This window comes from Nocardioides koreensis (assembly GCF_039531775.1).
In the GTDB taxonomy this organism is placed as follows: domain Bacteria; phylum Actinomycetota; class Actinomycetes; order Propionibacteriales; family Nocardioidaceae; genus Nocardioides; species Nocardioides koreensis.
This window is the reverse complement of sequence record NZ_BAAAQR010000001.1, coordinates 388,167-412,257: the sequence shown is the minus strand read 5'-3', so window position 1 is coordinate 412,257 and position 24,091 is coordinate 388,167. Positions and strand designations below refer to the sequence as shown.

At 72.7% G+C, this 24,091-nt stretch carries 22 protein-coding genes; 20 read left to right on the top strand and 2 right to left on the bottom strand.

The genetic code is table 11. The annotated features are described in order from the left end of the window. Positions 1 to 29: 29 nt before the first annotated feature. From ABD268_RS01930 to ABD268_RS01845, 18 genes are all read left to right on the top strand, one after another. A complete protein-coding gene (locus tag ABD268_RS01930) occupies positions 30 to 3,791 on the top strand; it encodes a nitrate reductase subunit alpha (RefSeq protein ID WP_344147941.1) in 3,762 nt (1,253 codons plus the stop codon). A gap of 46 nt (positions 3,792 to 3,837) precedes the next feature. Continuing rightward, positions 3,838 to 5,499, top strand: a complete 1,662-nt coding sequence (gene narH / locus ABD268_RS01925) for a nitrate reductase subunit beta (protein WP_344146746.1) — start codon at positions 3,838 to 3,840, stop codon at positions 5,497 to 5,499. Continuing rightward, complete coding sequence (narJ, locus tag ABD268_RS01920) at positions 5,496 to 6,185, top strand: nitrate reductase molybdenum cofactor assembly chaperone (protein WP_344146743.1); 690 nt, start codon at positions 5,496 to 5,498, stop codon at positions 6,183 to 6,185. Before narH ends, narJ begins: the two co-directional genes overlap by 4 nt. A 2-nt stretch (positions 6,186 to 6,187) precedes the next feature. Further along, positions 6,188 to 6,904 (top strand): respiratory nitrate reductase subunit gamma, encoded by a 717-nt coding sequence (narI, locus tag ABD268_RS01915; RefSeq protein ID WP_344146740.1) that lies wholly within the window; start codon positions 6,188 to 6,190, stop codon positions 6,902 to 6,904. Between the two features lie 49 nt (positions 6,905 to 6,953). Further along, positions 6,954 to 7,430 carry a hemerythrin domain-containing protein gene (locus tag ABD268_RS01910; RefSeq protein WP_344146737.1) on the top strand — a complete coding sequence of 159 codons (477 nt, stop codon included), beginning with the start codon at positions 6,954 to 6,956 and terminating at the stop codon, positions 7,428 to 7,430. 190 nt (positions 7,431 to 7,620) lie between these two features. Then, a complete protein-coding gene (locus tag ABD268_RS01905) occupies positions 7,621 to 8,154 on the top strand; it encodes an RNA polymerase sigma factor (protein ID WP_344146734.1) in 534 nt (177 codons plus the stop codon). After that, the gene (locus ABD268_RS01900) at positions 8,151 to 8,828 is read left to right on the top strand and encodes a hypothetical protein (RefSeq protein ID WP_344146731.1); all 678 of its coding nucleotides are present in this window, start codon (positions 8,151 to 8,153) and stop codon (positions 8,826 to 8,828) included. Before ABD268_RS01905 ends, ABD268_RS01900 begins: the two co-directional genes overlap by 4 nt. Then, the gene (locus tag ABD268_RS01895) at positions 8,828 to 9,379 is read left to right on the top strand and encodes a nucleotidyltransferase family protein (protein ID WP_344146728.1); all 552 of its coding nucleotides are present in this window, start codon (positions 8,828 to 8,830) and stop codon (positions 9,377 to 9,379) included. The genes ABD268_RS01900 and ABD268_RS01895 overlap by 1 nt, the downstream gene beginning before the upstream one ends. Positions 9,380 to 9,436: 57 nt before the next feature. Continuing rightward, the gene (locus ABD268_RS01890; RefSeq protein ID WP_344146725.1) at positions 9,437 to 10,309 is read left to right on the top strand and encodes an AAA family ATPase; all 873 of its coding nucleotides are present in this window, start codon (positions 9,437 to 9,439) and stop codon (positions 10,307 to 10,309) included. Further along, positions 10,309 to 11,448 carry a vWA domain-containing protein gene (locus ABD268_RS01885; protein ID WP_344147938.1) on the top strand — a complete coding sequence of 380 codons (1,140 nt, stop codon included), beginning with the start codon at positions 10,309 to 10,311 and terminating at the stop codon, positions 11,446 to 11,448. Before ABD268_RS01890 ends, ABD268_RS01885 begins: the two co-directional genes overlap by 1 nt. Then, entirely contained in the window at positions 11,441 to 12,640 is a 1,200-nt protein-coding gene (locus tag ABD268_RS01880; protein WP_344146722.1) for an XdhC family protein, read from the top strand. The genes ABD268_RS01885 and ABD268_RS01880 overlap by 8 nt, the downstream gene beginning before the upstream one ends. Before the next feature lie 3 nt (positions 12,641 to 12,643). Further along, entirely contained in the window at positions 12,644 to 13,708 is a 1,065-nt protein-coding gene (locus tag ABD268_RS01875; RefSeq protein ID WP_344146719.1) for an alpha/beta hydrolase family protein, read from the top strand. A 59-nt stretch (positions 13,709 to 13,767) separates the two neighbouring features. After that, on the top strand, positions 13,768 to 14,106 hold the full coding sequence (locus ABD268_RS01870; RefSeq protein WP_344146716.1) for a cupin domain-containing protein: 339 nt from the start codon (positions 13,768 to 13,770) through the stop codon (positions 14,104 to 14,106). A gap of 112 nt (positions 14,107 to 14,218) precedes the next feature. Then, complete coding sequence (locus ABD268_RS01865; protein WP_344146713.1) at positions 14,219 to 15,415, top strand: transcriptional regulator; 1,197 nt, start codon at positions 14,219 to 14,221, stop codon at positions 15,413 to 15,415. A 95-nt stretch (positions 15,416 to 15,510) separates the two neighbouring features. Further along, positions 15,511 to 15,987: a (2Fe-2S)-binding protein gene (locus tag ABD268_RS01860; protein WP_344146710.1), complete on the top strand. Its 477-nt coding sequence runs from the start codon at positions 15,511 to 15,513 to the stop codon at positions 15,985 to 15,987. Then, positions 15,984 to 18,473: a xanthine dehydrogenase family protein molybdopterin-binding subunit gene (locus ABD268_RS01855; RefSeq protein ID WP_344146707.1), complete on the top strand. Its 2,490-nt coding sequence runs from the start codon at positions 15,984 to 15,986 to the stop codon at positions 18,471 to 18,473. The genes ABD268_RS01860 and ABD268_RS01855 overlap by 4 nt, the downstream gene beginning before the upstream one ends. Then, positions 18,470 to 19,324, top strand: a complete 855-nt coding sequence (locus tag ABD268_RS01850) for an FAD binding domain-containing protein (RefSeq protein ID WP_344146705.1) — start codon at positions 18,470 to 18,472, stop codon at positions 19,322 to 19,324. The genes ABD268_RS01855 and ABD268_RS01850 overlap by 4 nt, the downstream gene beginning before the upstream one ends. Positions 19,325 to 19,329: 5 nt before the next feature. Beyond that, positions 19,330 to 20,085: an SRPBCC family protein gene (locus ABD268_RS01845; RefSeq protein WP_344146702.1), complete on the top strand. Its 756-nt coding sequence runs from the start codon at positions 19,330 to 19,332 to the stop codon at positions 20,083 to 20,085. Positions 20,086 to 20,103: 18 nt separating this feature from the next. Here ABD268_RS01845 and ABD268_RS01840 read toward each other — a convergent pair whose 3' ends face one another. Continuing rightward, positions 20,104 to 21,405: an MFS transporter gene (locus ABD268_RS01840; protein ID WP_344146699.1), complete on the bottom strand. Its 1,302-nt coding sequence runs from the start codon at positions 21,403 to 21,405 to the stop codon at positions 20,104 to 20,106. A gap of 80 nt (positions 21,406 to 21,485) precedes the next feature. Continuing rightward, positions 21,486 to 22,199: a DUF1707 SHOCT-like domain-containing protein gene (locus ABD268_RS01835; protein WP_344146696.1), complete on the bottom strand. Its 714-nt coding sequence runs from the start codon at positions 22,197 to 22,199 to the stop codon at positions 21,486 to 21,488. Positions 22,200 to 22,341: 142 nt separating this feature from the next. Between ABD268_RS01835 and ABD268_RS01830 the strand changes: the two genes are divergently transcribed. Then, on the top strand, positions 22,342 to 23,100 hold the full coding sequence (locus ABD268_RS01830) for an SDR family NAD(P)-dependent oxidoreductase (RefSeq protein ID WP_344146693.1): 759 nt from the start codon (positions 22,342 to 22,344) through the stop codon (positions 23,098 to 23,100). Positions 23,101 to 23,130: 30 nt separating this feature from the next. Next, positions 23,131 to 24,045 carry a homocysteine S-methyltransferase gene (gene mmuM / locus ABD268_RS01825; protein WP_344146690.1) on the top strand — a complete coding sequence of 305 codons (915 nt, stop codon included), beginning with the start codon at positions 23,131 to 23,133 and terminating at the stop codon, positions 24,043 to 24,045. The last annotated feature ends 46 nt before the right edge of the window (positions 24,046 to 24,091 follow it).

Sequence of the window (24,091 nt, the reverse complement as noted above, 5' to 3'; positions counted from 1 at the left end):
TACGAGCAACGGGCGGCGACGGTGTCGGCATGGACGGGGCGCTCAGCGATGCCCTGGTCCGCAGCAGGCGCTTCTTCACCCGCGGGCAGGTCTCCGGGGACCTCCGGACGCTCTCCAAGGTCGGCGGCCGCGCCGCCGACGACTTCTACCGGGACCGGTGGAGTCATGACTTGGTCGTGCGCTCCACGCACGGGGTGAACTGCACCGGCTCCTGCTCGTGGAAGGTCTACGTCAAGGATGGGATCATCACCTGGGAGACCCAGCAGACCGACTACCCCTCGGTCGGCCCGGACTCCCCGGAGTACGAGCCCCGCGGCTGCCCGCGCGGCGCGGCCTTCTCCTGGTACACGTACTCGCCGACCCGGGTCCGCTACCCCTACGTGCGCGGTGTGCTGCTCCAGATGTTCCGCGAGGCCAAGTCGCAGCACGACGGCGACCCGGTGCGCGCGTGGGAGCACATCGTCGAGAACCCCCTGCGCGCCAAGGCCTACAAGGCCGCGCGCGGCAAGGGCGGCCTGGTCCGCGCCACGTGGGAGGAGGCGGTCGAGATCGTGGCCGCCGCCCACGTGCACACGATCCGCAAGTACGGCCCGGACCGGGTCGCCGGCTTCTCGCCGATCCCCGCGATGTCGATGGTCTCGCACGCCTCGGGGGCCCGGTTCGTGAACCTGATCGGCGGCTCGATGCTGAGCTTCTACGACTGGTACGCCGACCTGCCGGTCGCCTCGCCGCAGGTGTTCGGCGACCAGACCGACGTGCCGGAGTCCGGCGACTGGTGGAACGCCGGCTACCTGGTGATGTGGGGCTCGAACCTCCCGGTCACCCGCACCCCGGACGCGCACTGGATGGCCGAGGCGCGCTACCGCGGCCAGAAGGTGATCGCGGTGGCGCCCGACTACGCCGACAACGTGAAGTTCGCCGACGAGTGGCTGCCGGCGCGGCCCGGCACCGACGCCGCGCTCGCGATGGCGATGGGCCACGTGGTGCTCAAGGAGTTCTTCGTCGACCGGAAGGCGGCGTACTTCCAAGACTACGTGAAGAGCTACACCGACCTGCCGCACCTGGTCCGGCTCGAGGAGGTCTCGACAGGCTCGACCACCGAGACCGGGTCGGTGGTCGAGCCTGTCGAGACCACGTACGTCGCGGGGAAGTTCCTGACCGCCGCCGACCTGCCGGCGCACGAGCACGAGGAGAACGCCGCCTTCAAGACCGTCCTCATCGACGCGCGCACCGACGAGCCCGTGGTCCCGCACGGCACCCTGGGCCACCGGTTCGGCGAGACCGGCGCCGGTCGGTGGAACCTCGAGCTCGGCGACGTCGACCCGAAGCTCTCGCTGATCGACACCTCCGCCGACAGCGTGCTCGTCCGGCTGCCCCGCTTCGACACCCCGGACGGGGCCGCGGCCGACCTGCCGCGCGGGGTGCCGGTCCGCCGGGTCGGCGGCCACCTGGTCACCACGGTCTTCGACCTGCTCCTCGCCCAGTACGGCGTCGGCCGCGACGGGCTGCCGGGGCAGTGGCCCCAGGGCGAGAACAACGGGTACGACGACGCCTCGGCGCCGTACACCCCGGCCTGGCAGGAGCAGATCACCGGCGTCCCCGCGTCCGCGGCCGCGCGGATCGGGCGGGAGTTCGCGCAGAACGCCGAGGACTCGCACGGGCGCTCGATGATCGTGATGGGTGCGGGCACCAACCACTGGTTCCACTCCGACACGATCTACCGCTCGTTCCTGACCCTCACCACGCTGACCGGCTGCCAGGGCGTCAACGGCGGCGGCTGGGCGCACTACGTGGGCCAGGAGAAGGTCCGGCCGATCACCGGCTACACCCAGATCGCCAACGCGCTGGACTGGAACCGGCCACCACGGAACATGATCCAGACCGCCTACTGGTACCTCCACACCGACCAGTTCCGCTACGACCAGTTCGGGGCGGACACGCTGTCCGCACTGCGACACGGAGAGCGGGCCGGCAAGGGCCATTTCGCGGGCAGGTCCACCGCGGACGTGATCGCCCAGAGCGCACGGATGGGCTGGATGCCGTCCTACCCGACCTTCAACCGCAACCCGCTCGAGCTGTGCGACGAGGCGGCCGAGGCCGGGCGCCCGGTCGGGGAGCACGTCGTGGACCAGCTCAGGTCCGGCGCGCTGTCCTTCGCGGGCGAGGACCCGGACGCCCCGGAGAACTTCCCGCGGATCCTCTCGATCTGGCGGGCCAACCTGCTCGGCTCCTCGGCCAAGGGCAACGAGTACTTCCTCAAGCACCTGCTCGGGACCGACTCCTCGCTGCGCGCGACCGAGGCCCCCGAGGGCAAGCGGCCGGTCGACGTGGCCTGGCACGAGCAGGCGCCCGAGGGGAAGCTCGACCTGCTGCTCACCCTGGACTTCCGGCAGACCAGCACGACGATCTTCTCCGACGTCGTGCTGCCGGCGGCCACGTGGTACGAGAAGCACGACCTGAACACGACCGACATGCATCCGTTCGTGCACTCGTTCAACCCCGCGATCGCGCCGCCGTGGCAGACCCGCACCGACTGGGACGCCTGGCAGACGATCGCGGAGAAGTTCAGCGAGCTCGCGGCCACGCACCTCGGCACCCGCCGCGACGTGGTCGCCGTACCCCTCATGCACGACACCCCGGACGCGATGGCCAACCCGCACGGCGTGGTCCGCGACTGGAAGACGGGGGAGTGCGAGCCGGTCCCCGGCGTCACGATGCCGAAGCTGGTCGAGGTCGAGCGCGACTACGCCGCGGTGTCGGAGAAGATGAACGCGCTCGGCCCGCTGATGGACACCCTCGGCGCCACCACCAAGGGCATCACCTTCGAGCTCGGCAAGCAGGTGGAGTACCTCCGGCACAAGAACGGCGCCGTGCGCGGCGGGGTGGCCGACGGCCGGCCCTCGCTGCGGCGCGACGTGCACGTCTGCGAGGCGATCCTCGCGATGTCCGGCACCACCAACGGCCACCTGGCCGCGCAGGGGTTCCGCACGCTCGAGAAGCGCACCGGCACGAAGCTCGCCGACCTCGCCGAGGAGCACGAGGGCAAGCAGGTCACCTTCGCCGACACCCAGGCGGCGCCGGTGCCGGTGATCACCTCGCCGGAGTGGTCGGGCTCGGAGACCGGCGGCCGACGCTACTCGCCGTTCACGGTCAACGTGGAGCGCAAGAAGCCCTGGCACACGCTGACCGGGCGGATGCACTTCTACCTCGACCACGACTGGATGACCGAGCTCGGCGAGGGGCTGCCGGTCTACCGGCCACCGCTGAACATGGCCGCGCTGTTCGCCGAGCCCGACCTCGGTGACGTGGCAGACGGCAGCGGGGAGCGGGTCGCCGGGCTGACCGTGCGCTACCTGACCCCGCACAACAAGTGGTCGATCCACTCGGAGTACCAGGACAACCTGTTCATGCTGTCGCTCTCGCGCGGCGGCCAGAACATCTGGATCAGCGACCGGGACGCGGCCAAGGTCGGGATCCGCGACAACGACTGGATCGAGGCGGTGAACCGCAACGGCGTGGTGGTCGCCCGCGCGATCGTCTCCCACCGGATGCCCGAGGGGACGGTGTACATGTACCACGCCCAGGACCGGCTGATCGACGTACCGCTCGCGGAGACGTCCGGCAAGCGCGGCGGCATCCACAACTCGCTGACCCGGCTGCTGGTCAAGCCCAGCCACCTGATCGGTGGCTACGCCCAGCTGTCCTTCGCGTTCAACTACCTCGGCCCGACCGGCAACCAGCGCGACGAGGTCACCGTCATCCGCAAGCGCTCCCAGGAGGTCCAGTACTGATGGTCTCGACAAGCTCGACCAACGAGGCGTCGGAGGTTCGTCACCAGTGAAGGTCATGGCCCAGATGGCGATGGTGATGAACCTCGACAAGTGCATCGGCTGCCACACCTGCTCGGTGACGTGCAAGCAGGCGTGGACCAACCGGTCCGGCACGGAGTACGTGTGGTTCAACAACGTGGAGACGCGGCCCGGCCTCGGCTACCCGCGCACCTACGAGGACCAGGAGAAGTGGAAGGGCGGCTGGGAGCTCAACAGCCGCGGGCGCCTGAAGCTCAAGGCGGGTGGCCGGTTCAAGAAGCTGCTGACGATCTTCTCCAACCCCAAGCTGCCCTCGATCGGCGAGTACTACGAGCCGTGGACCTACGACTACGCCACGCTCACCGACGCCCCGGCGCAGGAGCACACGCCGGTCGCCCGGCCGAAGTCGCTGATCTCCGGCAAGGACATGAAGATCGAGTGGTCGGCCAACTGGGACGACGACCTCGGCGGCTCCACGGCCAACACCCACCGCGACCCGATGCTGAAGAACATCGCCGACAAGGTGAAGTTCGAGTTCGAGCAGACCTTCATGTTCTACCTGCCGCGGATCTGCGAGCACTGCCTGAACCCGTCCTGCGCGGCCTCCTGCCCGAGCGGCGCGATCTACAAGCGCGAGGAGGACGGCATCGTCCTCGTCGATCAGGACCGGTGCCGGGGCTGGCGGATGTGCGTGTCCGGCTGCCCCTACAAGAAGGTCTACTTCAACCACCGCACCGGCAAGGCCGAGAAGTGCACGTTCTGCTTCCCGCGGATCGAGGTCGGGCTGCCCACGGTCTGCTCGGAGACCTGCGTCGGCCGGCTGCGCTACATCGGCCTGATGCTGTACGACGCCGACAAGGTGCTCGCCGCCGCGTCGACGCCGGACGAGCACGGGCTCTACGAGGCGCAGCGCGACGTCTTCCTGGACCCCAACGACCCCGAGGTGATGCGTGAGGCCGAGCGGGCCGGCATCCCGCGGGACTGGGTGGTGGCCGCGCAGCGGTCGCCGATCCACGCCCTGATCAACAAGTACAAGGTGGCGCTGCCGCTGCACCCGGAGTACCGCACCATGCCGATGGTCTGGTACATCCCGCCGCTGTCCCCGGTGGTCGACGTGGTCAAGGAGACCGGCGAGGACGCCGAGGACACCGGCAACCTGTTCGCCGCCATCGACGCGCTGCGGATCCCCATCGAGTACCTCGCCGAGCTGTTCACCGCCGGCGACGTCGCGCCGGTGGACGGCGTGCTGAAGAAGCTGGCGGCGATGCGCTCCTACATGCGCGACATCAACCTCGGCCGGGAGCCCGACGGCTCGATCCCGGCGGCGGTCGGCATGAGCGAGGAGGACATGTACGACATGTACCGCCTGCTCGCGCTGGCGAAGTACGACGAGCGCTACGTGATCCCGCCCGCGCACGCCGAGCAGGCGCACTCGCTGGAGGAGCTGGCCACCGAGTGCGCGGTCAGCGAGTACGGCGGCGGCAACCCCGAGATCTTCGGGGAGGGCTCGGGCGGCCAGACCCCGCTCGCGGTGGAGAACTTCCAGATGCTCCAGGACCGGCAGACCGCCGACACCCTGGCCTCGCCGACGGACAAGGCATCCCGGGTCAACCTGCTCAACTGGGACGGCAAGGGCTCCCCGCCCGGGCTGTTCCCGCCCAAGGACGAGCCGCAGGAGGGCGAGCAGTGAGCCGCCGGCTGACGCGGGAGCAGCAGCTGGTCGCCTGGCAGTCCGCGTCGCTGCTGCTCGACTACCCCGACGAGGGGCTGCTGGAGCGCCTGGACCTGCTGCGGGAGGCCTCGCACCAGCTCCCGGCCGCGGTGGGCGAGCCGCTGCGCCAGGTCGTCGTACGCCTGGGGTCCACGCCGCTCCCGGACCTGCAGGCCGACTACGTCGCCACCTTCGACTCGCGCCGCCGGTGCAACCTCTTCCTGACCTACTTCGCGCACGGCGACACCCGCAAGCGCGGGGTGGCGCTGCTGCGGTTCAAGCAGGCCTACCTCGCCTCCGGCTTCGACCTCGAGCAGGCCGGGGGAGAGCTCCCGGACCACCTCTGCGTGGTCCTCGAGTACGCCGCGTGCGTGGACCCCGAGCAGGGCCGGCAGCTGCTCCTCGACCACCGCGCCGGGCTGGAGCTGCTGCGGATGTCGCTGGTGGACATGCGCTCCCCGTGGGCGGGTGTGCTCCAGTCGGTCTCGGCGACCCTGCCCGCCCTGCGCGGCGACGAGCGGGACGCCGTACGCCGCCTGGCCGCGGAGGGCCCACCCGAGGAGGAAGTGGGGCTCACGCCCTACGGGACCCCGCAGTTCGACGCCGCCCTGACCGACCGGGGGGCCTCCGTCGACCTCCCGATGCCGACCGTGCGAGGAGCCTGACCGTGGACCAGTTCCTGTGGGTGGTGTTCCCCTACATCTGCCTGACCGCCTTCGTGGTCGGGCACTTCTGGCGCTACCGCTACGACAAGTTCGGGTGGACGACGCGGTCCTCGCAGCTCTACGAGGACCGGCTGCTGCGGATCGGCAGCCCGCTGTTCCACTTCGGGATCATCGGGGTCTTCTTCGGCCACGTGATCGGGCTGGGGATCCCCGAGTCCTGGACCGAGGCGGTGGGCGTCTCCGAGGGGATGTACCACTTCCTGGCGGTCTCCGTCGGGGCCCTGGCCGGCTTCGCGACGGTGGCCGGGATGGCCATCCTGATCTACCGGCGCCGCACCGTCGGCCCGGTCTTCTCGGTGACCACCCGGATGGACAAGACGATGTACGTCTTCCTCGCCGCCGTCATCCTGCTCGGGCTCTACAACACGGTGGCCGCGAACATCACCGGCGACTACAACTACCGCGAGGGCGTCTCGATCTGGTTCCGCGGGATCTTCCGCTTCGACCTGCACCCCGGCCTGATGGCGGAGGCGCCGTGGAGCTTCCAGCTGCACGGGCTGGTCGCGATGGCGCTGTTCGCGCTGTGGCCGTTCACCCGGCTGGTGCACGTGTTCAGCGCCCCGCTGGGCTACCTCACCCGGCCCTACATCGTCTACCGCAGCCGCGACGTCCAGCTGGGCAGCCACCGGCCGCGGCGCGGCTGGGACCGGGTCGGCTGACATGAGCGAGCACTGCGATGTGTGAGCGCCGGCATGTGTGAGCGCCGGCATGTGTGAGCACTGCGGCTGCCGGGGCGTGCCGCCCATCGCGGAGCTGATGGACGAGCACCTCGCCCTGCTCGACGAGGCCCACCGGGTCCGGCGCGCGCTCGGCGCGAGTGACCGCGAGGGGGCGTTCGCCCGGCTCGGCGACCTGGTCCGGCACCTGGCCGCGCACGTGCGCCGCGAGGAGGACGGCATCTTCGCCGCGCTGCGCGCCGACGGCGAGTTCGTCGACGAGGTGGACCGGCTGGAGGGGGAGCACCGCGGCTTCGACGCCGCGATCGCCGCGCTGGACGTCGACGCGGCAGACCTCGAGGCGCGGGTCTCGCGGCTGTTCCGCGAGCTCGACGACCACGTGGAGCGGGAGAACCTCGGCATCTTCCCGGTCTCCGTGGTCACCCTGGGCGCGACCGGCTGGGAGCTGGTCGACCGCGCCCACGCCGAGACCCCCACGTTCCTGTCGGACCGGTCCGCCGCCCCGTGACCGGGCAGTCGGGGGCACTCCCAGGGTGGTGACCGGGCAGTCGGGGCAACTCTGGCCTTGCCCTCACGGCCACGTCGTGGCCCCGAACGAGCGACGGGTCGATGCCCTCACGCCACAACAAGCGACGGGCCGGCGTTCTGGGGGTTGAACTGGCGACGGGTCGGTGGGGGGCATGTGTGAGGGTGGAGCGGTGGACGCGCACACCCGCCGGGACCGCTTCGAGGAGATCGCGCCTGCACTGATCGAGCCGCTGCGGCGGTTCCTGGCGCGGCGTACCGACCCTGCCACCGCCGACGACGTGCTCTCCGAGACCCTGCTCGTCTGCTGGCGGCGTCTCGAGGAGCTGCCGGCGGCGCCGCTGCCGTGGGCCTACGGGGTGGCGCGCAACTGCCTGGCGAACGCCGAGCGTGGGGCACGCCGCCAGGCCCGGGTGGCGGCGAAGATCGCGGTGCTGGACCGACCGGCCGAGAGCACCGCCGGCCCGGGACACGGCGACGAGCTGCTCACCGACGCGATGGCGGCGTTGCGGCCCGACGACGCCGAGCTGCTGCGCCTGTGGGCCTGGGAGCAGCTCACGCCGGCCGAGATCGCCGCCGTCCTGGACATCACCCCCAACGCTGCCGGCATCCGGCTGCACCGCGCCCGCGAGAAGTTGCGCGCCGAGCTGCGAAAGACCGGGCAGCCCGCCGGACATGAAGGGTCGAGAGAGAGGAGGGAGCCGTGAGCGACCACGAGGCCGGACGGGACGACGCTGGTTGGGACGAGGATGGCGAGCTCCGTGACCGGCTGCGCGCCGCCGACCCGGCTGCCTCCCTGCCCCCGGCCGACCCGTCCCGGGTCGCGCGACTCCTGGAGGACACGATGAACAGCTCCACCGAGGACGAGGTCCTGACCACTGAGTCCCGCGAGACCGGCACCCACGGCCGGAGCCCGCTCACGTGGCTGGTCGCCGCCGCCGCGATCGTGCTGATCGCGGGGGTCGCGCTGTTCGGCCTCCTCCGCCACGACTCCGGGAACGACAAGGTGCCCGCGGCCGGTGGCTCGCCGAGCGTGACCGAGCTCCAGGCCCCGGGGCCGGCGTCCTACCAGGCCCGCTGCATGGTGCCGACCGCCGAGACGATCTCCCGGCAGACCGTCGCCTTCGACGGCACCGTGACCGGGATCGCCGGCGGGCTGGTCACGCTGAGGCCGACGCATTTCTACGCGGGCGAGGCGACCGAGCTGGTCAAGGTCGAGGCCCCGACGGCTGACCTGCGTGCCCTGATCCAGGCCGTGGAGTTCGAGGACGGCAAGCGGTACCTCGTCTCGGCCACCGACGGCGAGGTGTCGATCTGCGGGCTCAGCGCCCCCTGGTCCCAGCGGCTCGCGGGTCTCTACGCCCAGGCCTTCCCCTCCTGATGATCCAGGGGCTGCTGCTCGCGGCGGGGGCCGGACGCCGGATGGGCATGCCGAAGGCGCTGGTCCGTGACGAGTCGGGGGAGCCGTGGCTGCTCCGGGGGGTCGCGACGCTGCGCGAGGGTGGCTGCCCGCAGGTGACCGTGGTGCTGGGTGCCGCCGCCGACGAGGCGGTGGCGCTGCTCGACGGGGCCGGCGTCGACGTGGTCGTCGCGCCGGACTGGGCCGAGGGGATGGGGGCCTCGCTGCGGGCCGGGCTGGGCTCGCTGGGCTCCGGGGTCGAGGCGGTGCTGGTCTCGCTGGTCGACCTCCCCGACGTCTCCGCCGACGTGGTGCGGCGGGTGCTCGACGCCGAGGTCGACAACGGCGTGCTGCGGCGAGCGGCGTACGACGGCAGGCCGGGTCACCCCGTCCTGCTCGGGCGGGCGCACTGGCCCGGCGTGAACGCATCGGCCACCGGGGACCGGGGCGCGCGGGACTACCTCGCCGGGAGCGCCGTCACCCTCGTCGAGTGCGGCGACCTCGCGACCGGCCACGACCGGGACACCCCCTGACCGACCCAGGCGGACCGCCCAACCTGTCGCCAACGCGCCCCGAAGTAGCCTCGGTGCATGGAGCTGGAGTCCACCCGCGACGTCGCCGCCCACCTCGGCGAGACCGGGTACCTGTGCGACGAGTCGCTGGCCACGGTCACCTACCTCGCGCTGCGGATGCAGCGCCCGCTGCTGCTGGAGGGTGAGCCGGGCACCGGCAAGACCGCGCTCGCGGAGGCGCTGGCCGAGAGCCTCGAGCTGCCGCTGGTGCGGCTGCAGTGCTACGAGGGCATCGACGCCACCCAGGCGCTCTACGACTGGGACTTCCCGCGCCAGATCCTGCACCTGCGGGCCCTCGAGGCCGCCGGGGGCGCCGACGTGGAGGAGGCCGAGAAGAGCCTGTACGACGCCCGGTTCCTGCTGGCGCGTCCGGTGCTGGCCGCGCTCCAGCAGAGCCCGGCGGTCCTGCTGGTCGACGAGGTGGACCGGGCCGACGACGAGTTCGAGGCGTTCCTGCTCGAGGTGCTCTCGACCTACCAGGTGACGATCCCCGAGCTCGGCACCGTCAAGGCGGCCGAGCCGCCCATCGTCATCCTGACCTCGAACCGGACCCGCGAGCTGCACGACGCCCTGAAGCGGCGCTGCCTCTACCACTGGATCGAGCACCCCGGCCTCGAGCGGGAGATCGAGATCGTGCGCTCCCGCGCGCCGGAGGTGTCCGAGGCGCTGGGCCGCCAGGTCGTGACCCTGGTCCAGCAGCTGCGCGCCCGCGACGACCTGCAGAAGCCGCCCGGGGTCGCGGAGACCCTGGACTGGGCCCGGGCGCTGCACCACCTCGGCACCACCGAGCTCGACCTCGAGACCGCGTCGGCGACCCTCGGTGCGCTGATCAAGTACCGCGAGGACGCCGACCGGGTCCGCCAGGCCCTCGATCAGATGCTGCGCGCGTGATGGTCTCGACAGGCTCGACCGCCGGAAGCCTTCGGCACCCGGGCGACGAGATCCTTCTCGGCTTCACCCGGGCGCTGCGAGCGGCCGGGGTCGGCGTCACCCAGGACCGGACCCACGGCTTCCTCGCCGCCGTGGCGCTGCTCGGCCTCGACGACCAGCGGGCGACCTACCTGGCGGGCCGGGCGACCCTGTGCGCCGGCCCCGACGACCTCGAGCGCTACGACCAGGTCTTCGAGGCCTGGTTCAACGCGCGCGACGGGCTGCCCCGGACCCGGCCCGCGCAGCCCGCGGCCCCGGGCTTCTCCGAGCTGCCGGCGAGCGACGCCGAGGGCTCGGGGGAGTCCGACGACGAGGTGGTCCGCGCGATGGCCAGCGACGCCGAGGTGCTCCGGCACCGCGACGTCGCGGCCATGTCGCCGGCCGAGCGCGCCCGGCTCGCGGGCATGTTCGCGACCCTCCACTGCCGGCCGCCGATGCGGCGTACCGCCCGGCACCAGTCCTGGCACCGCGGCGAGGTCGACGCCTCCCGCACCCTGCGCGCGAGCCTGCGCCGCCTCGGGGAGCCCGCCGAGATCGCCTGGCGCCGGCGTGGAGTGCGCCCGCGGCGGGTGGTGCTGCTGGTCGACGTGTCCGGCTCGATGAGCGGGTACGCCGACCCGTTGCTGCGGCTCGCGCACCGCTTCACCCAGGCCGCTCGCGAGAAGGGCGGCGTCGTGGAGACCTTCACGATCGGCACCCGGCTCACCCACCTCACCCGCGCGATGCGGCTGCGCGACCCCGAGCGGGCGCTGGTCGCGGCGGGGGAGACCGTCCCCGACTGGTCCGGCGGCACCCGGCTCGGGGAGACGCTGCGGTTCTTCCTCGACCGCTGGGGCCAGCGCGGAATGGCCCGCGGCGCCGTCGTCGTTGTGTTCAGTGACGGCTGGGAGCGCGGGGACCCCTCGCTGCTCGCGGAGCAGATGGCTCGGCTGCACCGGATCGTCCACCGGGTGGTCTGGGTGAACCCCCACCGGGGCAAGGCCGGCTACGAGCCCGTGCAGCAGGGCGTGCTCGCGGCCCTGCCGCACTGTGACGACTTCATCGCCGGCCACTCGCTGGCGACCTATGCAGAGCTGGCGAAGGTGGTGTCCCGTGCGTGACGTGTTGTCCGAGCTGATGGAGTGGTGGCGCAACGGGGAGACGATCGGCGTCGGCACCGTGGTGGCGACCTTCCAGTCCGCGCCGCGGCCGGCGGGTGCCTCGATGCTGGTCGGCCCCGACGAGACTGCCGTCGGCTCGGTCTCCGGCGGCTGCGTGGAGGGCGCGGTCTACGAGCTCGCCCAGTCCGTGGTCGAGTCCGGCACCCCGGTCCTGGAGCGGTACGGCGTCTCCGACGACGCCGCGTTCGCGGTCGGCCTGACCTGCGGCGGCATCCTCGACGTCTACGTCGAGAAGGTGAACCGCGAGACCTTCCCCGAGCTCGAGGAGATCGCCGCCGACGTCGAGGCCGGCCGTCCGGTCGCGCTCGCCACCGTCATCGAGCACCCCGACCCGACCTGGCTCGGGCGGCGGCTCGTCGTACGTCCTGAGGAGATAGTCCGGCACGTTCTGGCTGGAGAATCGCCCGAAAACCAGCCAGAACGTGACGGACTATCTCCCCGGACGGGTTCCCTGGGCTCGCCGCGTGCCGACGACGCCGTGCACGACGACGCGCTGGGGCTGCTGGCGGCGGGCCACAACGCGACGCTGACCTACGGCCCCGACGGCGAACGCCGCGGCGAGGGCATGCGGGTCTTCGTGTGGGCGTTCGCGCCCAAGCCGCGGATGCTGGTCTTCGGCGCGATCGACTTCGCCGCCGCGGTGGCGCGGGTCGGCAGCTTCCTCGGCTACCACGTCACGGTGTGCGACGCCCGGCCCGTGTTCGCGACCAACAGCCGGTTCCCGGAGGCCGACGAGGTCGTCGTCGACTGGCCGCACCGCTACCTCGCGGCCGAGCGCGACGCCGGCCGGATCGACGGGCGGACGGTCCTCGCGGTGCTCACCCACGACCCCAAGTTCGACGTGCCCCTGCTCGAGGTGGCGCTGCGGCTGCCGGAGGTGGCCTACGTCGGCGCGATGGGCTCGCGGCGTACCCACGAGGACCGACTGGAGCGGCTGCGCGAGGCCGGCCTGGAGGACAAGGAGGTGGCCCGGCTGTCCAGCCCGATCGGCCTGGACCTCGGGGCCCGCACGCCGGAGGAGACCGCGATCAGCATCGCCGCGGAGATCATCGCCGGGCGCTGGGGCGGCACCGGCCGGCCGCTCGCGGAGACGGCCGGGCGGATCCACGACGAGCGACCGGTGACGGGCTGAGCGATGCGGCGGGCGCCGTACGGCCGGGCGGCGGGGCTCGCCGCCCTGGCCCTGGTCGCCGCCTGCTCGGGCCCGGCGAGCGACGACGCGGCCCCGGGATCCGGGGCGTCCACCGCCGTCCCCGCCTCCCCGGACCGCGCGCCGACGACCGCTCCGGAGCAGCAGACCGGGCAGCCACCCGAGCAGGCGCTGCCGCCGGTCCACGACCCGGTCTCCCTGCCCGCGCTGATGCGGGCCACGCCGGCCCCGACCCGGATCGTGCGGCAGCGACTGGTCGCGACGACCGACGCCTACACCCGCCACGAGGTGACCTACCGCAGCGATGGGCTGAGCGTCTCCGGCATCCTCCTGGTGCCCGACGGGCAGGGACCCTTCCCCGGGATCGTGCTCAACCACGGCTACATCGACCCGACCTCCTACGTCACCGGCCAGGGCCTCGCCCGTGAGCAGGACTGGCTCGCCCGCGCCGGGTTCGCCGTGCTGCACACCGACTACCGCGGGCACGCGGGGTCCGACCCGGCCGGCGACGTCAGCCGGGAGACCCGGCTCGGGTACACCCGCGACGCGATCAACGCGGTCCGCGCGTTGCGCCGCGAGCCGTACGTCGACCCCGACCGGCTGGCCATGCTGGGCCGGTCCATGGGCGGCGGGGTCACGCTGAACGCCCTGGTCGTGGCGCCCGGGCTGGTCGACGCCGCCGTGGTCTACGCGTCGGTCAGCTCGCGCTACCTCGACAACCTGCGCCACTTCACGGTGCCGAACCGGCCCGAGGCGGTGCGGGCGCTCTTCGAGCGGTTCGGTACGCCGCGGGAGCGGCCGCGGTTCTACCGCGAGCTGTCTGCCCGCACGTACTTCGACCGGATCACCGAGCCGGTCCTGATGCACCACGGGACCGCCGACGAGTCGTGCCCCTTCCGGTGGGCGCGGACGACGCAGCGGCTGCTGACCCGGGCCGGCGTGGAGAGCCGGCTCGAGGTCTATCCGGGTGAGCACCACGCCTTCGTGCCCCGGTGGCAGGACTCGATCGTCCGGACCGTGCGGTTCCTGCGCCGGCAGCTGGACGGTTGACCCGTTCCCCCGGGCGGCCGGGCCGGGCTAGGTTGGCGGGACGGACCGAGGAGGTACGCATGCAGGGCACGTCGTTGAGCGCGCTCATCGAGGAGAAGCTGGCCGAGGCCAGGGAGCACCACAGCGGCCGGAGCGCCGTCACCGTGCACGGGGGCCGGGAGAACGCCCTGCGGCAGACGATCGTCGCCCTGGCCGAGGGCCACGTCCTCGGCGAGCACGAGAGTCCCGCCGAGTCGACGCTGCAGGTGCTCCAGGGCCGGGTGCGACTGTCGACCGCCGACGACGCGTGGGAGGGGAGCGCCTCCGACTTCCTGGTGATCCCGCCCGAGCGGCACGACCTCGCCGCCCTCACCGACTGCGCGGTCCTGCTCACGGTCTCGCTGCACCGGGACGCCTGACCCCCCGAACATCTGTGACCGGGGTCACCGCGCCGGTGTTAGGTTGGCGAGACAGTCCGACACCGGGGGTCCGATGGCGCGCAGTGAGCTGCACTCACGCAGGGTCGAGGCGGTGCGCGCCTGGACCAGCTTCGTCGAGCGCGGCGACGGGGCCGAGCGGCTGGTCCGCCCCGAGATCCTGAGCAGCTGGGCCCGGTCCGAGGCGGCCATCTCGCCGGACGTCACCCAGGCGCCGCTCGCCGACGAGGGCGAGACCGCGGAGATCTGGCGCGGCTCCCCGCTGCAGACGGCGGTGCAGCGCGTGGAGGCCGAGCTGCGGCGTACCGCCGAGGACGGCGACCTCGTCGTGGCCGTCACCGACGCCGACACCCGGATCCTGTGGACCTACGGGGGCCGGGTGATGCGACGCAAGGCCGAGACCGTCAACTTCGTGCCGGGCGGCCGCTGGGACGACCAGAGCGTCGGCACCAACGCCCTCGACCTCGCCAACCGCCTCGCGACGCCGGCCATGGTGTTCAGCGCCGAGCACTATGCGCCGATCGTGCACAACTGGGTGTGCTGGGCGGCGCCGGTCCACGACCCCGTCAGCGGTCGCAAGCTCGGGGTCATCGACCTCTCCACGACCTGGGACCGCACCCACCCGATCGGGCTGGCCACCGCGCGGGTGATGGCGGCGCTGATCGAGACCGCGATGCCGCGCTCGTCGCACCACCCGACCTTCGGCGGCAGCGACGACCATGACGAGCCGGGCCTGGTGATGACCCTCCTCGGCACCGTCGAGACCCGCCTCGACGGCCAGCGGCTGCTGCTCAACCGCCGCCAGACCGAGGTGCTCGCGCTGCTGGCCATGCACCCCGAGGGCCTGTCGCTGGAGCACCTGCACGCGCTGGTCTACGGCGACCAGGCCGTCACCCTGTCCACGCTCAAGGCCGAGGTGAGCCACCTGCGCGCCGCGCTCGGCGGCCAGCTGTCCTCGCGCCCCTACCGGCTGATGATGCCGGTCCACACCGACGTCGACCACGTGCTGAGCCTGCTGCGCGGCGGCCACGTCGGGGCCGCGGTGGAGGCGTACGGCGGCGACCTGCTGCCCGGCACCAACTCGCCGGCGCTGGGCGAGCTGGCCGACTACGTCGCGGTCGCGCTCCGGGAGGCGCTGCTGGCCGACCCGCAGCCCGACGCGGTGGTCCGCTACATCGAGCTCGCGCCGTACGACACCGAGGTGATCGAGGTCTGCCTGGCCGCCCTCGGGAACCGGCCGCACCCCGCCGTACCCCTCCTCAAGGGCCGGCTCGCCGTCGCCCGGGCCTGACGGGCCACAGAGGGGACCAAAGGCCCAACCATTCGCCAACCGGGCGGCCCTAGCGTGAGCGGCGTCACAGCGCCACTCGACCCAGGGAGTCGTCCATGACCCGGATCAGCCTCACAGTCGACGGAGCGTCGGTCTCCGACGACGTCGAACCCCGCATGCTGCTGGTGCAGTACCTGCGTGAACGCCTCGGGAAGACCGGGACCGTCATCGGCTGCGACACCAGCAACTGCGGCGCGTGCACGGTCCACCTCAACGGCACCAGCGTGAAGTCCTGCAACGTGCTCGCCGTCCAGGCCGACGGCGCCGAGGTGACCACGATCGAGGGCCTGGCCAGCGACGGCCGGCTGCACCCGGTCCAGGAGGCTTTCCGGGAGTGCCACGGCCTGCAGTGCGGCTTCTGCACGCCGGGGATGATCATGCAGAGCGTCGCGCTGCTGCAGGAGAACCCGAAGCCCAGCGAGGAGGAGATCCGGCTCGGGCTCGAGGGGAACCTGTGCCGCTGCACCGGCTACCACAACATCGTGCGGGCCGTGCAGCACGCCTCCGGGCAGGGCGAGGAGGTGACGGCATGACCGCCACCGTGGAGCGCCCCACCGAGGCCAAGGAGATCGGTCGGGAGCGCCGGCGCAAGGAGGACCAGCGCCTGATCACCGGACGCACCCGCTGGACCGACAACATCACGCTGCCGGGGATGCTGCACATGGCCATGGTGCGCAGCCCCTTCGCGCACGCGAAGATCACCAGCATCGACACCGGCGCCGCCGCGCAGGCGACCAACGTGGTCGCCGTCCTCACCGGTGCCGACCTCGCGGAGACCCAGGGCGCGTGCATCAACGCCTGGGCGATCACGACCGACCAGGTCACCCCGGCCCACCCGCCGCTGCCCGCCGACCGGGTCACCTTCGCCGGGGAGATCGTCGCCGTGGTGGTCGCCCGCAGCGCCGCGGAGGCCCGCGACGCCGCCGAGCTCGTCGACGTGTCGTACGACGAGCTGCCGGCCGCGCTCGACCTCAAGGAGGCGGCCGAGGCTACTGCTGACAACGGGGGGGTGCTCGCCCACCCGGACCTCGGCACCAACAAGTCGGCCCTCTGGCAGTTCGACTCCGAGCAGGCGGGGACCGGCGGAAGCGTCGACGAGGCGATCGACAAGGCGCGCTCCGAGGGGATCGTCATCGAGCGCGAGTACCGCCAGCAGCGGCTGATCCCGGCGTTCATGGAGCCCCGCTCGGTCGTCGTCGACCCGACCGGGGAGCAGATCACCATGTGGTCGGCCACCCAGATCCCGCACATCCTCCGGTTCGCGCTGGCGGCCACGACCGGGGTTCCCGAGTCGAAGATCCGGGTCATCGCCCCCGACGTCGGCGGTGGGTTCGGCGGCAAGCTGCAGCAGACGCCGGAGGAGATGATCGCCTTCGCGGTGGCGCGCCGGCTGGGCAAGCCGGTGAAGTACACCGAGACGCGCTCGGAGTCCCTGATGAGCGGCCACCACGGCCGCGACCAGTGGCAGACGCTCACGCTCGCCGCCACCAAGGACGGCACGGTCACCGGCCTCAAGGTCGACCTGCTGGCCGACCTGGGCTCCTACGTCGCGCTCGTCGGCGGTGGGGTGCCGGTGCTCGGCGCGTTCATGTTCAACGCGATCTACAAGTTCCCCGCCTACCAGTTCAACTGCCAGACCGTCTTCACCAACAAGACCTGGACCGACGCCTACCGCGGCGCCGGCCGGCCGGAGGCGACGTACGCCATCGAGCGGCTGATGAACGAGCTGGCCGCCGAGGTGGGCATGGACCCGCTCGAGGTCCGCGAGAAGAACTGGATCAGGCACGAGGAGTTCCCGTTCACCACGGTGGCCGGGCTCGAGTACGACTCGGGCAACTACGAGGCCGCCACCGCCAGGGCCAAGGAGCTGTTCGGGTACGACGAGCTGCGGGCCGAGCAGAAGCGTCGCCGGGACTCCGGTGACCCCGTCCAGCTCGGCATCGGCGTCTCCACCTTCACCGAGATGTGCGGCCTGGCCCCGTCCCGGGTCCTGGGCTCGCTCAACTACGGCGCCGGCGGCTGGGAGCACGCGAGCGTGCGCATGCTGGCCACCGGCAAGGTCGAGGTGATCACCGGCGCCTCCGCGCACGGCCAGGGCCACGAGACGGCCTTCAGCCAGATCGTCGCCGACCGGCTCGGCGTGGCCTTCGAGGACGTCGAGATCCTGCACGGTGACACCCAGATCTCCCACAAGGGCCTGGACACCTACGGGTCGCGGTCGCTGGTCGTCGGCGGCGAGGCGGTGGTCCGGGCGGCCGACAAGGTGATCGAGAAGGCCAGGCCGATCGCGGCGCACCTGCTCGAGGCCTCGGTCGACGACCTGGAGTTCTCCGGCGGCCGGTTCTCCGTCAAGGGCACCGACCAGGGCATGGCGATCGGGGAGATCGCCACCGCCGTGTTCGCGGCGCACAACCTGCCCGACGGTGTGGAGCCCTCGATCGACTCGGAGGCGACGTACGACCCCGTCAACTTCAACTTCCCGCACGGCACCCACCTGTGCGCGATGGAGGTCGACACCGAGACCGGGGCGCTGAAGATGCGCAAGTACGTCTGCGTCGACGACATCGGCAACATCGTCAACCCGCTGATCGTCTCCGGGCAGGTGCACGGTGGCCTGGTCCAGGGGATCGCGCAGGCGCTGTGGGAGGAGGCGGTGTACGACGACTCCGGGACGCTGGTGTCCGGCTCCTTCGTCGACTACCTGCTGCCGACCGCGGCCGACACGATCAGCTTCGACATCGACCACACCACCTCGCCGGCGACGACCAACAGCCTCGGCACTAAGGGTGTGGGCGAGGCGGGCACGATCGCCTCGACCCCCGCGGTCGTGAACGCGGTGGTGGACGCGGTGCGCCACCTCGGCATCAACGACATCCAGATGCCCTGCACCCCCGAGCGGGTGTGGAAGGCAATCAACGGCGCCGGCGGCGGCGGGACCGCCGACACCGAGGGAGCCGCGATGCCGCACTTCGATCAGGCCGAGCCGGGTCAGGACAGCACGGAAGGAGCGGGCCAGTGATCCCCGCACAGTTCGACTACATCGCACCCACCTCGGTGGAGGAGGCGCTGGCCGCGCTCGCCGAGCACGGCGACGACGCCAAGATCCTCGCCGGCGGTCAGAGCCTGCTGCCGGTGCTGCGGATGCGGCTCAACGCCCCCGAGGTCGTCATCGACCTCGGCCGGATCGACTCGATGCGCGGGATCCGGGACGACGGTGACGCGATCGTCATCGGCGCGATGACCCAGCACGCCGTGGTCGGGTCCGACCCGCTGGTCGCCGAGCACGCGGCGCTGATCAGCAAGGCGGTCGAGCACCTCGCCGACGCCCAGATCCGGCACCGGGGCACCTTCGGCGGCGCCCTGGCGCACGCCGACCCGGCCGGTGACCTCGGCGCCCCGACGCTGGCCCTCGGCGCCCAGTTCGTGATCGCCGGCAGCGGCGGGACCCGCACCGTGGCGGCCGACGACTTCTTCGTCGACCTCTTCGAGACCGCGATCGGTGAGGACGAGATCCTCACCGAGGTCCGGGTCCCCAAGCACACCGGCTGGGGCGCGCACTACGAGAAGTTCGTCCGGGTGGCGCACCAGTGGCCCATCGTGGCGGTCGCCGCCGCGGTCAAGGTCGACGGGGGCACGATCAGCGAGGCCCGGGTCGGGCTGACCAACATGGGCTCCACGCCGCTGCGGGCCCGCGCGGTCGAGGAGGCCCTGGCCGGACAGCCGGCCACCGACGAGGCGGTCCGCTCCGCGGCGGCGAGGGCCGCCGAGGGGGCCAACCCGCCCTCGGACCTCAACGGCGACGCCGACTACCGCCGGCACCTCGCCACCGTGCTGACCCGGCGCGCGGTCCTCGCGGCCGCAGGGAGCTGAGGCCCGTGGATCTTCAACACCGCTTCACCGTCCCGACCAGCGTCGACGAGACCTGGGCGCACTTCCAGGACATCGCCTCGGTGGCCGAGTGCTTCCCGGGGGCGTCGGTGACCGCCGTCGAGTCCGACGCCTTCACCGGCTCGGTGAAGGTCAAGCTCGGTCCGATCGCGCTGGTGTACAACGGCTCCGGCACGTTCATCGAGAAGGACGAGACGGCGCACCGCTTCGTCGTGGAGGCCAAGGGCAAGGACAAGCGCGGCAACGGCACGGCCGGTGCCACCGTCACGCTCACCATGGCCGACGCCGACGCGGGTTCCGCCACCGACGTGGAGGTGCTCACCGACCTGTCCATCACCGGCAAGCCCGCACAGTTCGGGCGCGGGGTGATGCAGGACGTCTCCGACAAGCTGCTCGGGCAGTTCGTCGCCTGCCTGGAGTCCAGGCTGGGTGGCGGCCCGCTGGCCGAGGCTCCCGCCGCCGGTGCAGAGCCCGCGGCCGAACCGGTGTCCCCTGTCGCCGGGGCCGCGGGCGCTGAGGGGACGCCGGCCGCGGAGGTTCACGCGGCCGGTGCCCCCGCCGCCCCGCCCCCCGCGCCGCGCGCCGCCCCGGTGGGCGCGCCGAAGCACGCGGCCGCCGGGGACGACGCGCTGGACCTCGGCGCCGCCGTGCTGCCGGTGCTCGTGAAGAGCTACTGGAAGCAGGGTGCCGTCGTGCTCGGCGTGCTCGCCCTCATCTGGTGGGTGGTCTCGAGGCGCGACTGACCGCGACCCGTCGTGCTGTCAGGCCGGCACGGCCTCCTCGGCGGGCGCCGGCGTGCGGACGCCGTTCACCTCGGGCGGGAGCTGCGGCTCGAGGCGTGCGATGGCCAGGGCCCCGACCAGGAGCGAGCCGACGACCAGCGAGCCGATGTAGACGTTGCCGAGGTGGTGGCCGACCAGCGCGCCCGAGATCGGCGGCGCGATGATCGCCGCGAGCTGGAAGGCGGCGGAGCTCAGCGCGTTGTAGCGCCCCCGCAGGTGGTCGGGGGCGAGGTCGTTGACCAGCGCCGGGATGGTCGGCTGCAGCAGCGTCTCGCCGAGGGCGAAGACCGAGGCGCAGCCGGCGACCAGCATGGTGGCGCCGAGCGTGCCCGGCACCAGGCCCGAGCCGCCGAGCAGCACCCAGGACACCGCCCACAGCACGCCCATCACGGCGATGACCCGGGTCCGGCGGCGGCCCTCGATGCGCTGCAGCACCACGAGCTGGAGCAGCACGATCACCACGGTGTTGGCGGCGAACGCGAGACCGAGGCCCTGGGTCGACACCTCGCCCACGGCCCGGGCGAACGCCGGCATGCCGGCGTTCAGCTGGGAGTAGCCGACGAACGAGGAGACGAATCCGAGCAGCATCAAGGACGCGACCGCCGGGCGCCGCAGCACCGCGAGGTAGCTGACCCGGGCGTCCTCGAGGGAGTCGTCGTGCACCGGGCGGCCGGCGACGTGCCGCAGCGGCACCACGAGCAGGAACAGGCCGGGCAGGAAGCTCACCGCGTCGAGCAGGTAGATCGTCTGGAAGGTGCCCAGCCGGTCGACGTCGAGGAACGCGCCGCCGATGATGCCCCCGATCCCGATGCCGAGGTTGAGCAGGGTGAAGCTGACACCGAAGTAGCGCTGGCGCAACGCGGCCGGGACCGCCGCGGCGATGAACGACTGCGACGCCGGCCAGGAGACGCCGAAGGCGACACCCGACAGCGTGAGCGCCGTCCCCGCCGACCACGGGGTGCCGGCGAAGGCGAGCAGCACGTCTCCGCAGACCAGGAGCAGCATGGTGCCGACCAGGATGCTGCGCGCCCCGAGCCGGTCGATGAGGGTGCCGCCCGGGCCGACGACCAGGAACCCGACCAGCGGGGGCAGGGCCAGCAGCAGGCCCACGTCGCTGAGCGAGAAGCCGCGGACCTCGTGCAGGTAGACCACGTGGAAGGGCAGCACCAGGCCGGTGCCGAGGAACTCGAAGACCACCACCGACAGCAGCAGCTTCCCCTCGCGGGGCAGGTCGTGCCAGAACGAGGCGAGGCTGGGGCGGGGCGGCGTCGTGGTGCTCATCGCCGAGCAGTGTCGCAGCGGGCGCCGACAGCGGCACGCGGTTTACCGACGGCGTGACGCACGTCCCAACGGCAGCCGGCTCAGCCGCGCGGCGCGGCCCAGCTCCGGAGCCGGTACAGCCCGGGCAGCAGCAGGACGAGGAGCACGATGCCGCCGACGCGGTCACCCGCGTCGGACCCGAATGCGAGCAACAGCGCCCCCAGCAGCACGAACGGGGACAGGAGCAGCGCGACCACCCAGAAGACGGCCGTGCGCACGGGATGGCGGCTGACCGGCCGCGGCAGACCGCCGAGCCCCTGGAGGACGTCGTCGAGCTCGCCGTAGGTCCGGGCCGACAGTGCACGACCGGTCCGCTGCTCCAGCTCGCCGGACGAGAGCCTGCCCTGGGCGAACGCCTCGGACAGCAGCCGCACCACGGCGTCCCGGTCGGCGTCCGCGGCGAGCAGGCCGTCCCGCGCCGCGGTCTCCGCCGGGGGAGCGCCACGGGCCGGGAACAGGGACCCGATCATCCGGGCGGCCTCGCCCAGGTCGAGGGTGGGTGCCGGGCTCCCCGCGACCGCGGTGGGTCCGAGCCTCCGGGCGTGGGCGGCGGCCAGTCCTCCCGCTGCGGTGAGCGTCACGGAGTCCCCGGTCGCCTCCACCAGGCCGCCCTGCCGGAGCCGCAGGACGGCCGCCCGGACGGCCTCGGCCGGCTGCCCGAGCCGCTCGGCGATGGTCGTGGCCGTGCTACCCGCGGGCGCCACGGCCGCGAGGACCAGGACGTCGATCTCTCCCGTGTCGGGCTGGCTCACCACGCCGGACAGGCTAGTCCCGCCTCGGGCCATGTGCCTGGGAACGCGGCATGTCGCGTTCGCGCAGCACACGACCCCGTGCCCTGCGAGAGGATCGCACCATGACACGAGAGCCTGCCCGCAGCCGCGCCACCGGGGGCGTCCGATGACGCCGGAGCGCCGCGGTGTCCTGGTCACCGGGGGTTCCCGCGGCATCGGCGCCGCCATCGCCCGCGCCTTCGCGGAGCAGGGCGACCGGGTCGCGGTCCACTACGGGACCTCGGCGCGGTCGGCCGAGGAGGTGCGCGCCTCCCTCGCCGGGGAGGGGCACGTCAGCGTGCAGGCGGACATGGCCCAGCCGGACGCGGTGCGCGCGGCGGTGGACCGCGCCGCCGACGAGCTCGGCCGGCTGGACGTGCTGGTGAACAACGCCGGGGTCTTCCGCGCGCACCCGCCGCTGACCACGTCGTACGACGAGTGGCAGGCGGCCTGGTCGCAGACCCTGGCCACCAACCTCGTCGGCGCCGCCAACGCAGCCTTCTGCGCGGTCCCGCACCTGCAGGCCGCCGGCGGCGGCGCGATCGTCAACGTGTCGAGCCGCGGTGCGTTCCGGGGCGAGCCGGCGAACCCGGCCTACGCGGCGTCCAAGGCAGGGATGAACGCCTTCGGCCAGTCGATGGCGCTCGCCCTGGCGCCGCACGGGATCGCCGTCGGCACGGTGGCGCCCGGCTTCGTGCAGACCGAGATGGCGCGCGAGGTGCTCGACGGCCCCGGCGGCGACGCCGTACGTGCCCAGTCGCCGTTCGGGCGGGTGGCCCGCCCCGAGGAGGTCGCCGCCGCGGTGCTCTGGCTCGCCTCCCCGCAGGCGCGCTTCTCCACGGGCACGATCATCGACGTGAACGGCGCCTCCTACCTGCGCAGCTAGCCCTGCGCAGCGAGGGGGCAGGATGTAATCGTGCTCGACTTCGCCTCCCTCGCCGGACCCGTCGTCCTCGACGGCGGGCTCTCCACGGCCCTGGAGGAACAGGGCGCCGATCTCGGCGGCGCGCTGTGGACGGCCCGGCTCCTGGGCGAGGAGCCGGACCGGATCGCGCGGGCGCACCGCGCCTACTACCGGGCGGGGGCCCGGGTCGTGACGACCGCGAGCTACCAGGCCAGCGTCGAGGGCCTGGTCGCCGCCGGGTACGACGCGGCGCAGGCGCGGCGCCTGATCACCTCCAGCGTGACCCTCGCGCGCGAGGTCCGCGACGAGCTGGCGGACACGCACCCGGGGCTGCTGGTGGCCGCCTCCGTCGGGCCGTACGGCGCGTTCCTGGCCGACGGCTCGGAGTACCGGGGCCGGTACGGCGTCCCGGCGGCGCGGCTGCGGGAGTTCCATGCCCCGCGCCTGGAGCTGCTCGCCGCGGCCGGCCCCGACCTGCTCGCCGTCGAGACCGTCCCCGACTCCGACGAGGCCGAGGTCCTGGTCCCGCTGCTGGAGGATCTCGGTGTCCCCGCCTGGTTCAGCTACTCCGTGCGCGGCGCCACCACCAACGCCGGCCAGCCGCTGCCGGAGGCGTACGCCGTCCTCGCCGGCAGCCGGTCGATCATCGCCGCGGGCGTCAACTGCTCCGAGCAGGCCGACGTGCTGGGCGCCGTGCGCGCTGCGGTGGCCGCGACCGGGTTGCCGGCCGTGGCCTACCCCAACCGTGGCGGCAGCTGGGACAGCGACACCAAGCAGTGGGCCTACGGGGACCCGCTCGACCTCGGTCTCGCCGAGGACTGGATGGCCGCCGGTGCCCGCCTCGTCGGCGGCTGCTGTGGCACCGGGCCGGCGGACATCGCCGCCCTGGCCGAACGCTTGGTGCGGCTCCGGCGTCCGACGAGGTGACGAGCGAACGTGCGATGCTCCTGGCCATCGATACGCGCCGAGCCAC

Excerpts from the sequence above, each read along its gene's own strand:
- ABD268_RS01930 (WP_344147941.1), top strand. The coding sequence starts at position 30 with ATGGACGGGGCGCTCAGCGATGCCCTGGTCCGCAGCAGGCGCTTCTTC.
- ABD268_RS01910 (WP_344146737.1), top strand. The coding sequence starts at position 6,954 with ATGTGTGAGCACTGCGGCTGCCGGGGCGTGCCGCCCATCGCGGAGCTG.
- ABD268_RS01895 (WP_344146728.1), top strand. The coding sequence starts at position 8,828 with ATGATCCAGGGGCTGCTGCTCGCGGCGGGGGCCGGACGCCGGATGGGC.
- ABD268_RS01890 (WP_344146725.1), top strand. The coding sequence starts at position 9,437 with ATGGAGCTGGAGTCCACCCGCGACGTCGCCGCCCACCTCGGCGAGACC.
- ABD268_RS01885 (WP_344147938.1), top strand. The coding sequence starts at position 10,309 with ATGGTCTCGACAGGCTCGACCGCCGGAAGCCTTCGGCACCCGGGCGAC.
- ABD268_RS01875 (WP_344146719.1), top strand. The coding sequence starts at position 12,644 with ATGCGGCGGGCGCCGTACGGCCGGGCGGCGGGGCTCGCCGCCCTGGCC.
- ABD268_RS01870 (WP_344146716.1), top strand. The coding sequence starts at position 13,768 with ATGCAGGGCACGTCGTTGAGCGCGCTCATCGAGGAGAAGCTGGCCGAG.
- ABD268_RS01860 (WP_344146710.1), top strand. The coding sequence starts at position 15,511 with ATGACCCGGATCAGCCTCACAGTCGACGGAGCGTCGGTCTCCGACGAC.
- ABD268_RS01855 (WP_344146707.1), top strand. The coding sequence starts at position 15,984 with ATGACCGCCACCGTGGAGCGCCCCACCGAGGCCAAGGAGATCGGTCGG.
- ABD268_RS01840 (WP_344146699.1), bottom strand. The coding sequence starts at position 21,405 with ATGAGCACCACGACGCCGCCCCGCCCCAGCCTCGCCTCGTTCTGGCAC.
- ABD268_RS01830 (WP_344146693.1), top strand. The coding sequence starts at position 22,342 with ATGACGCCGGAGCGCCGCGGTGTCCTGGTCACCGGGGGTTCCCGCGGC.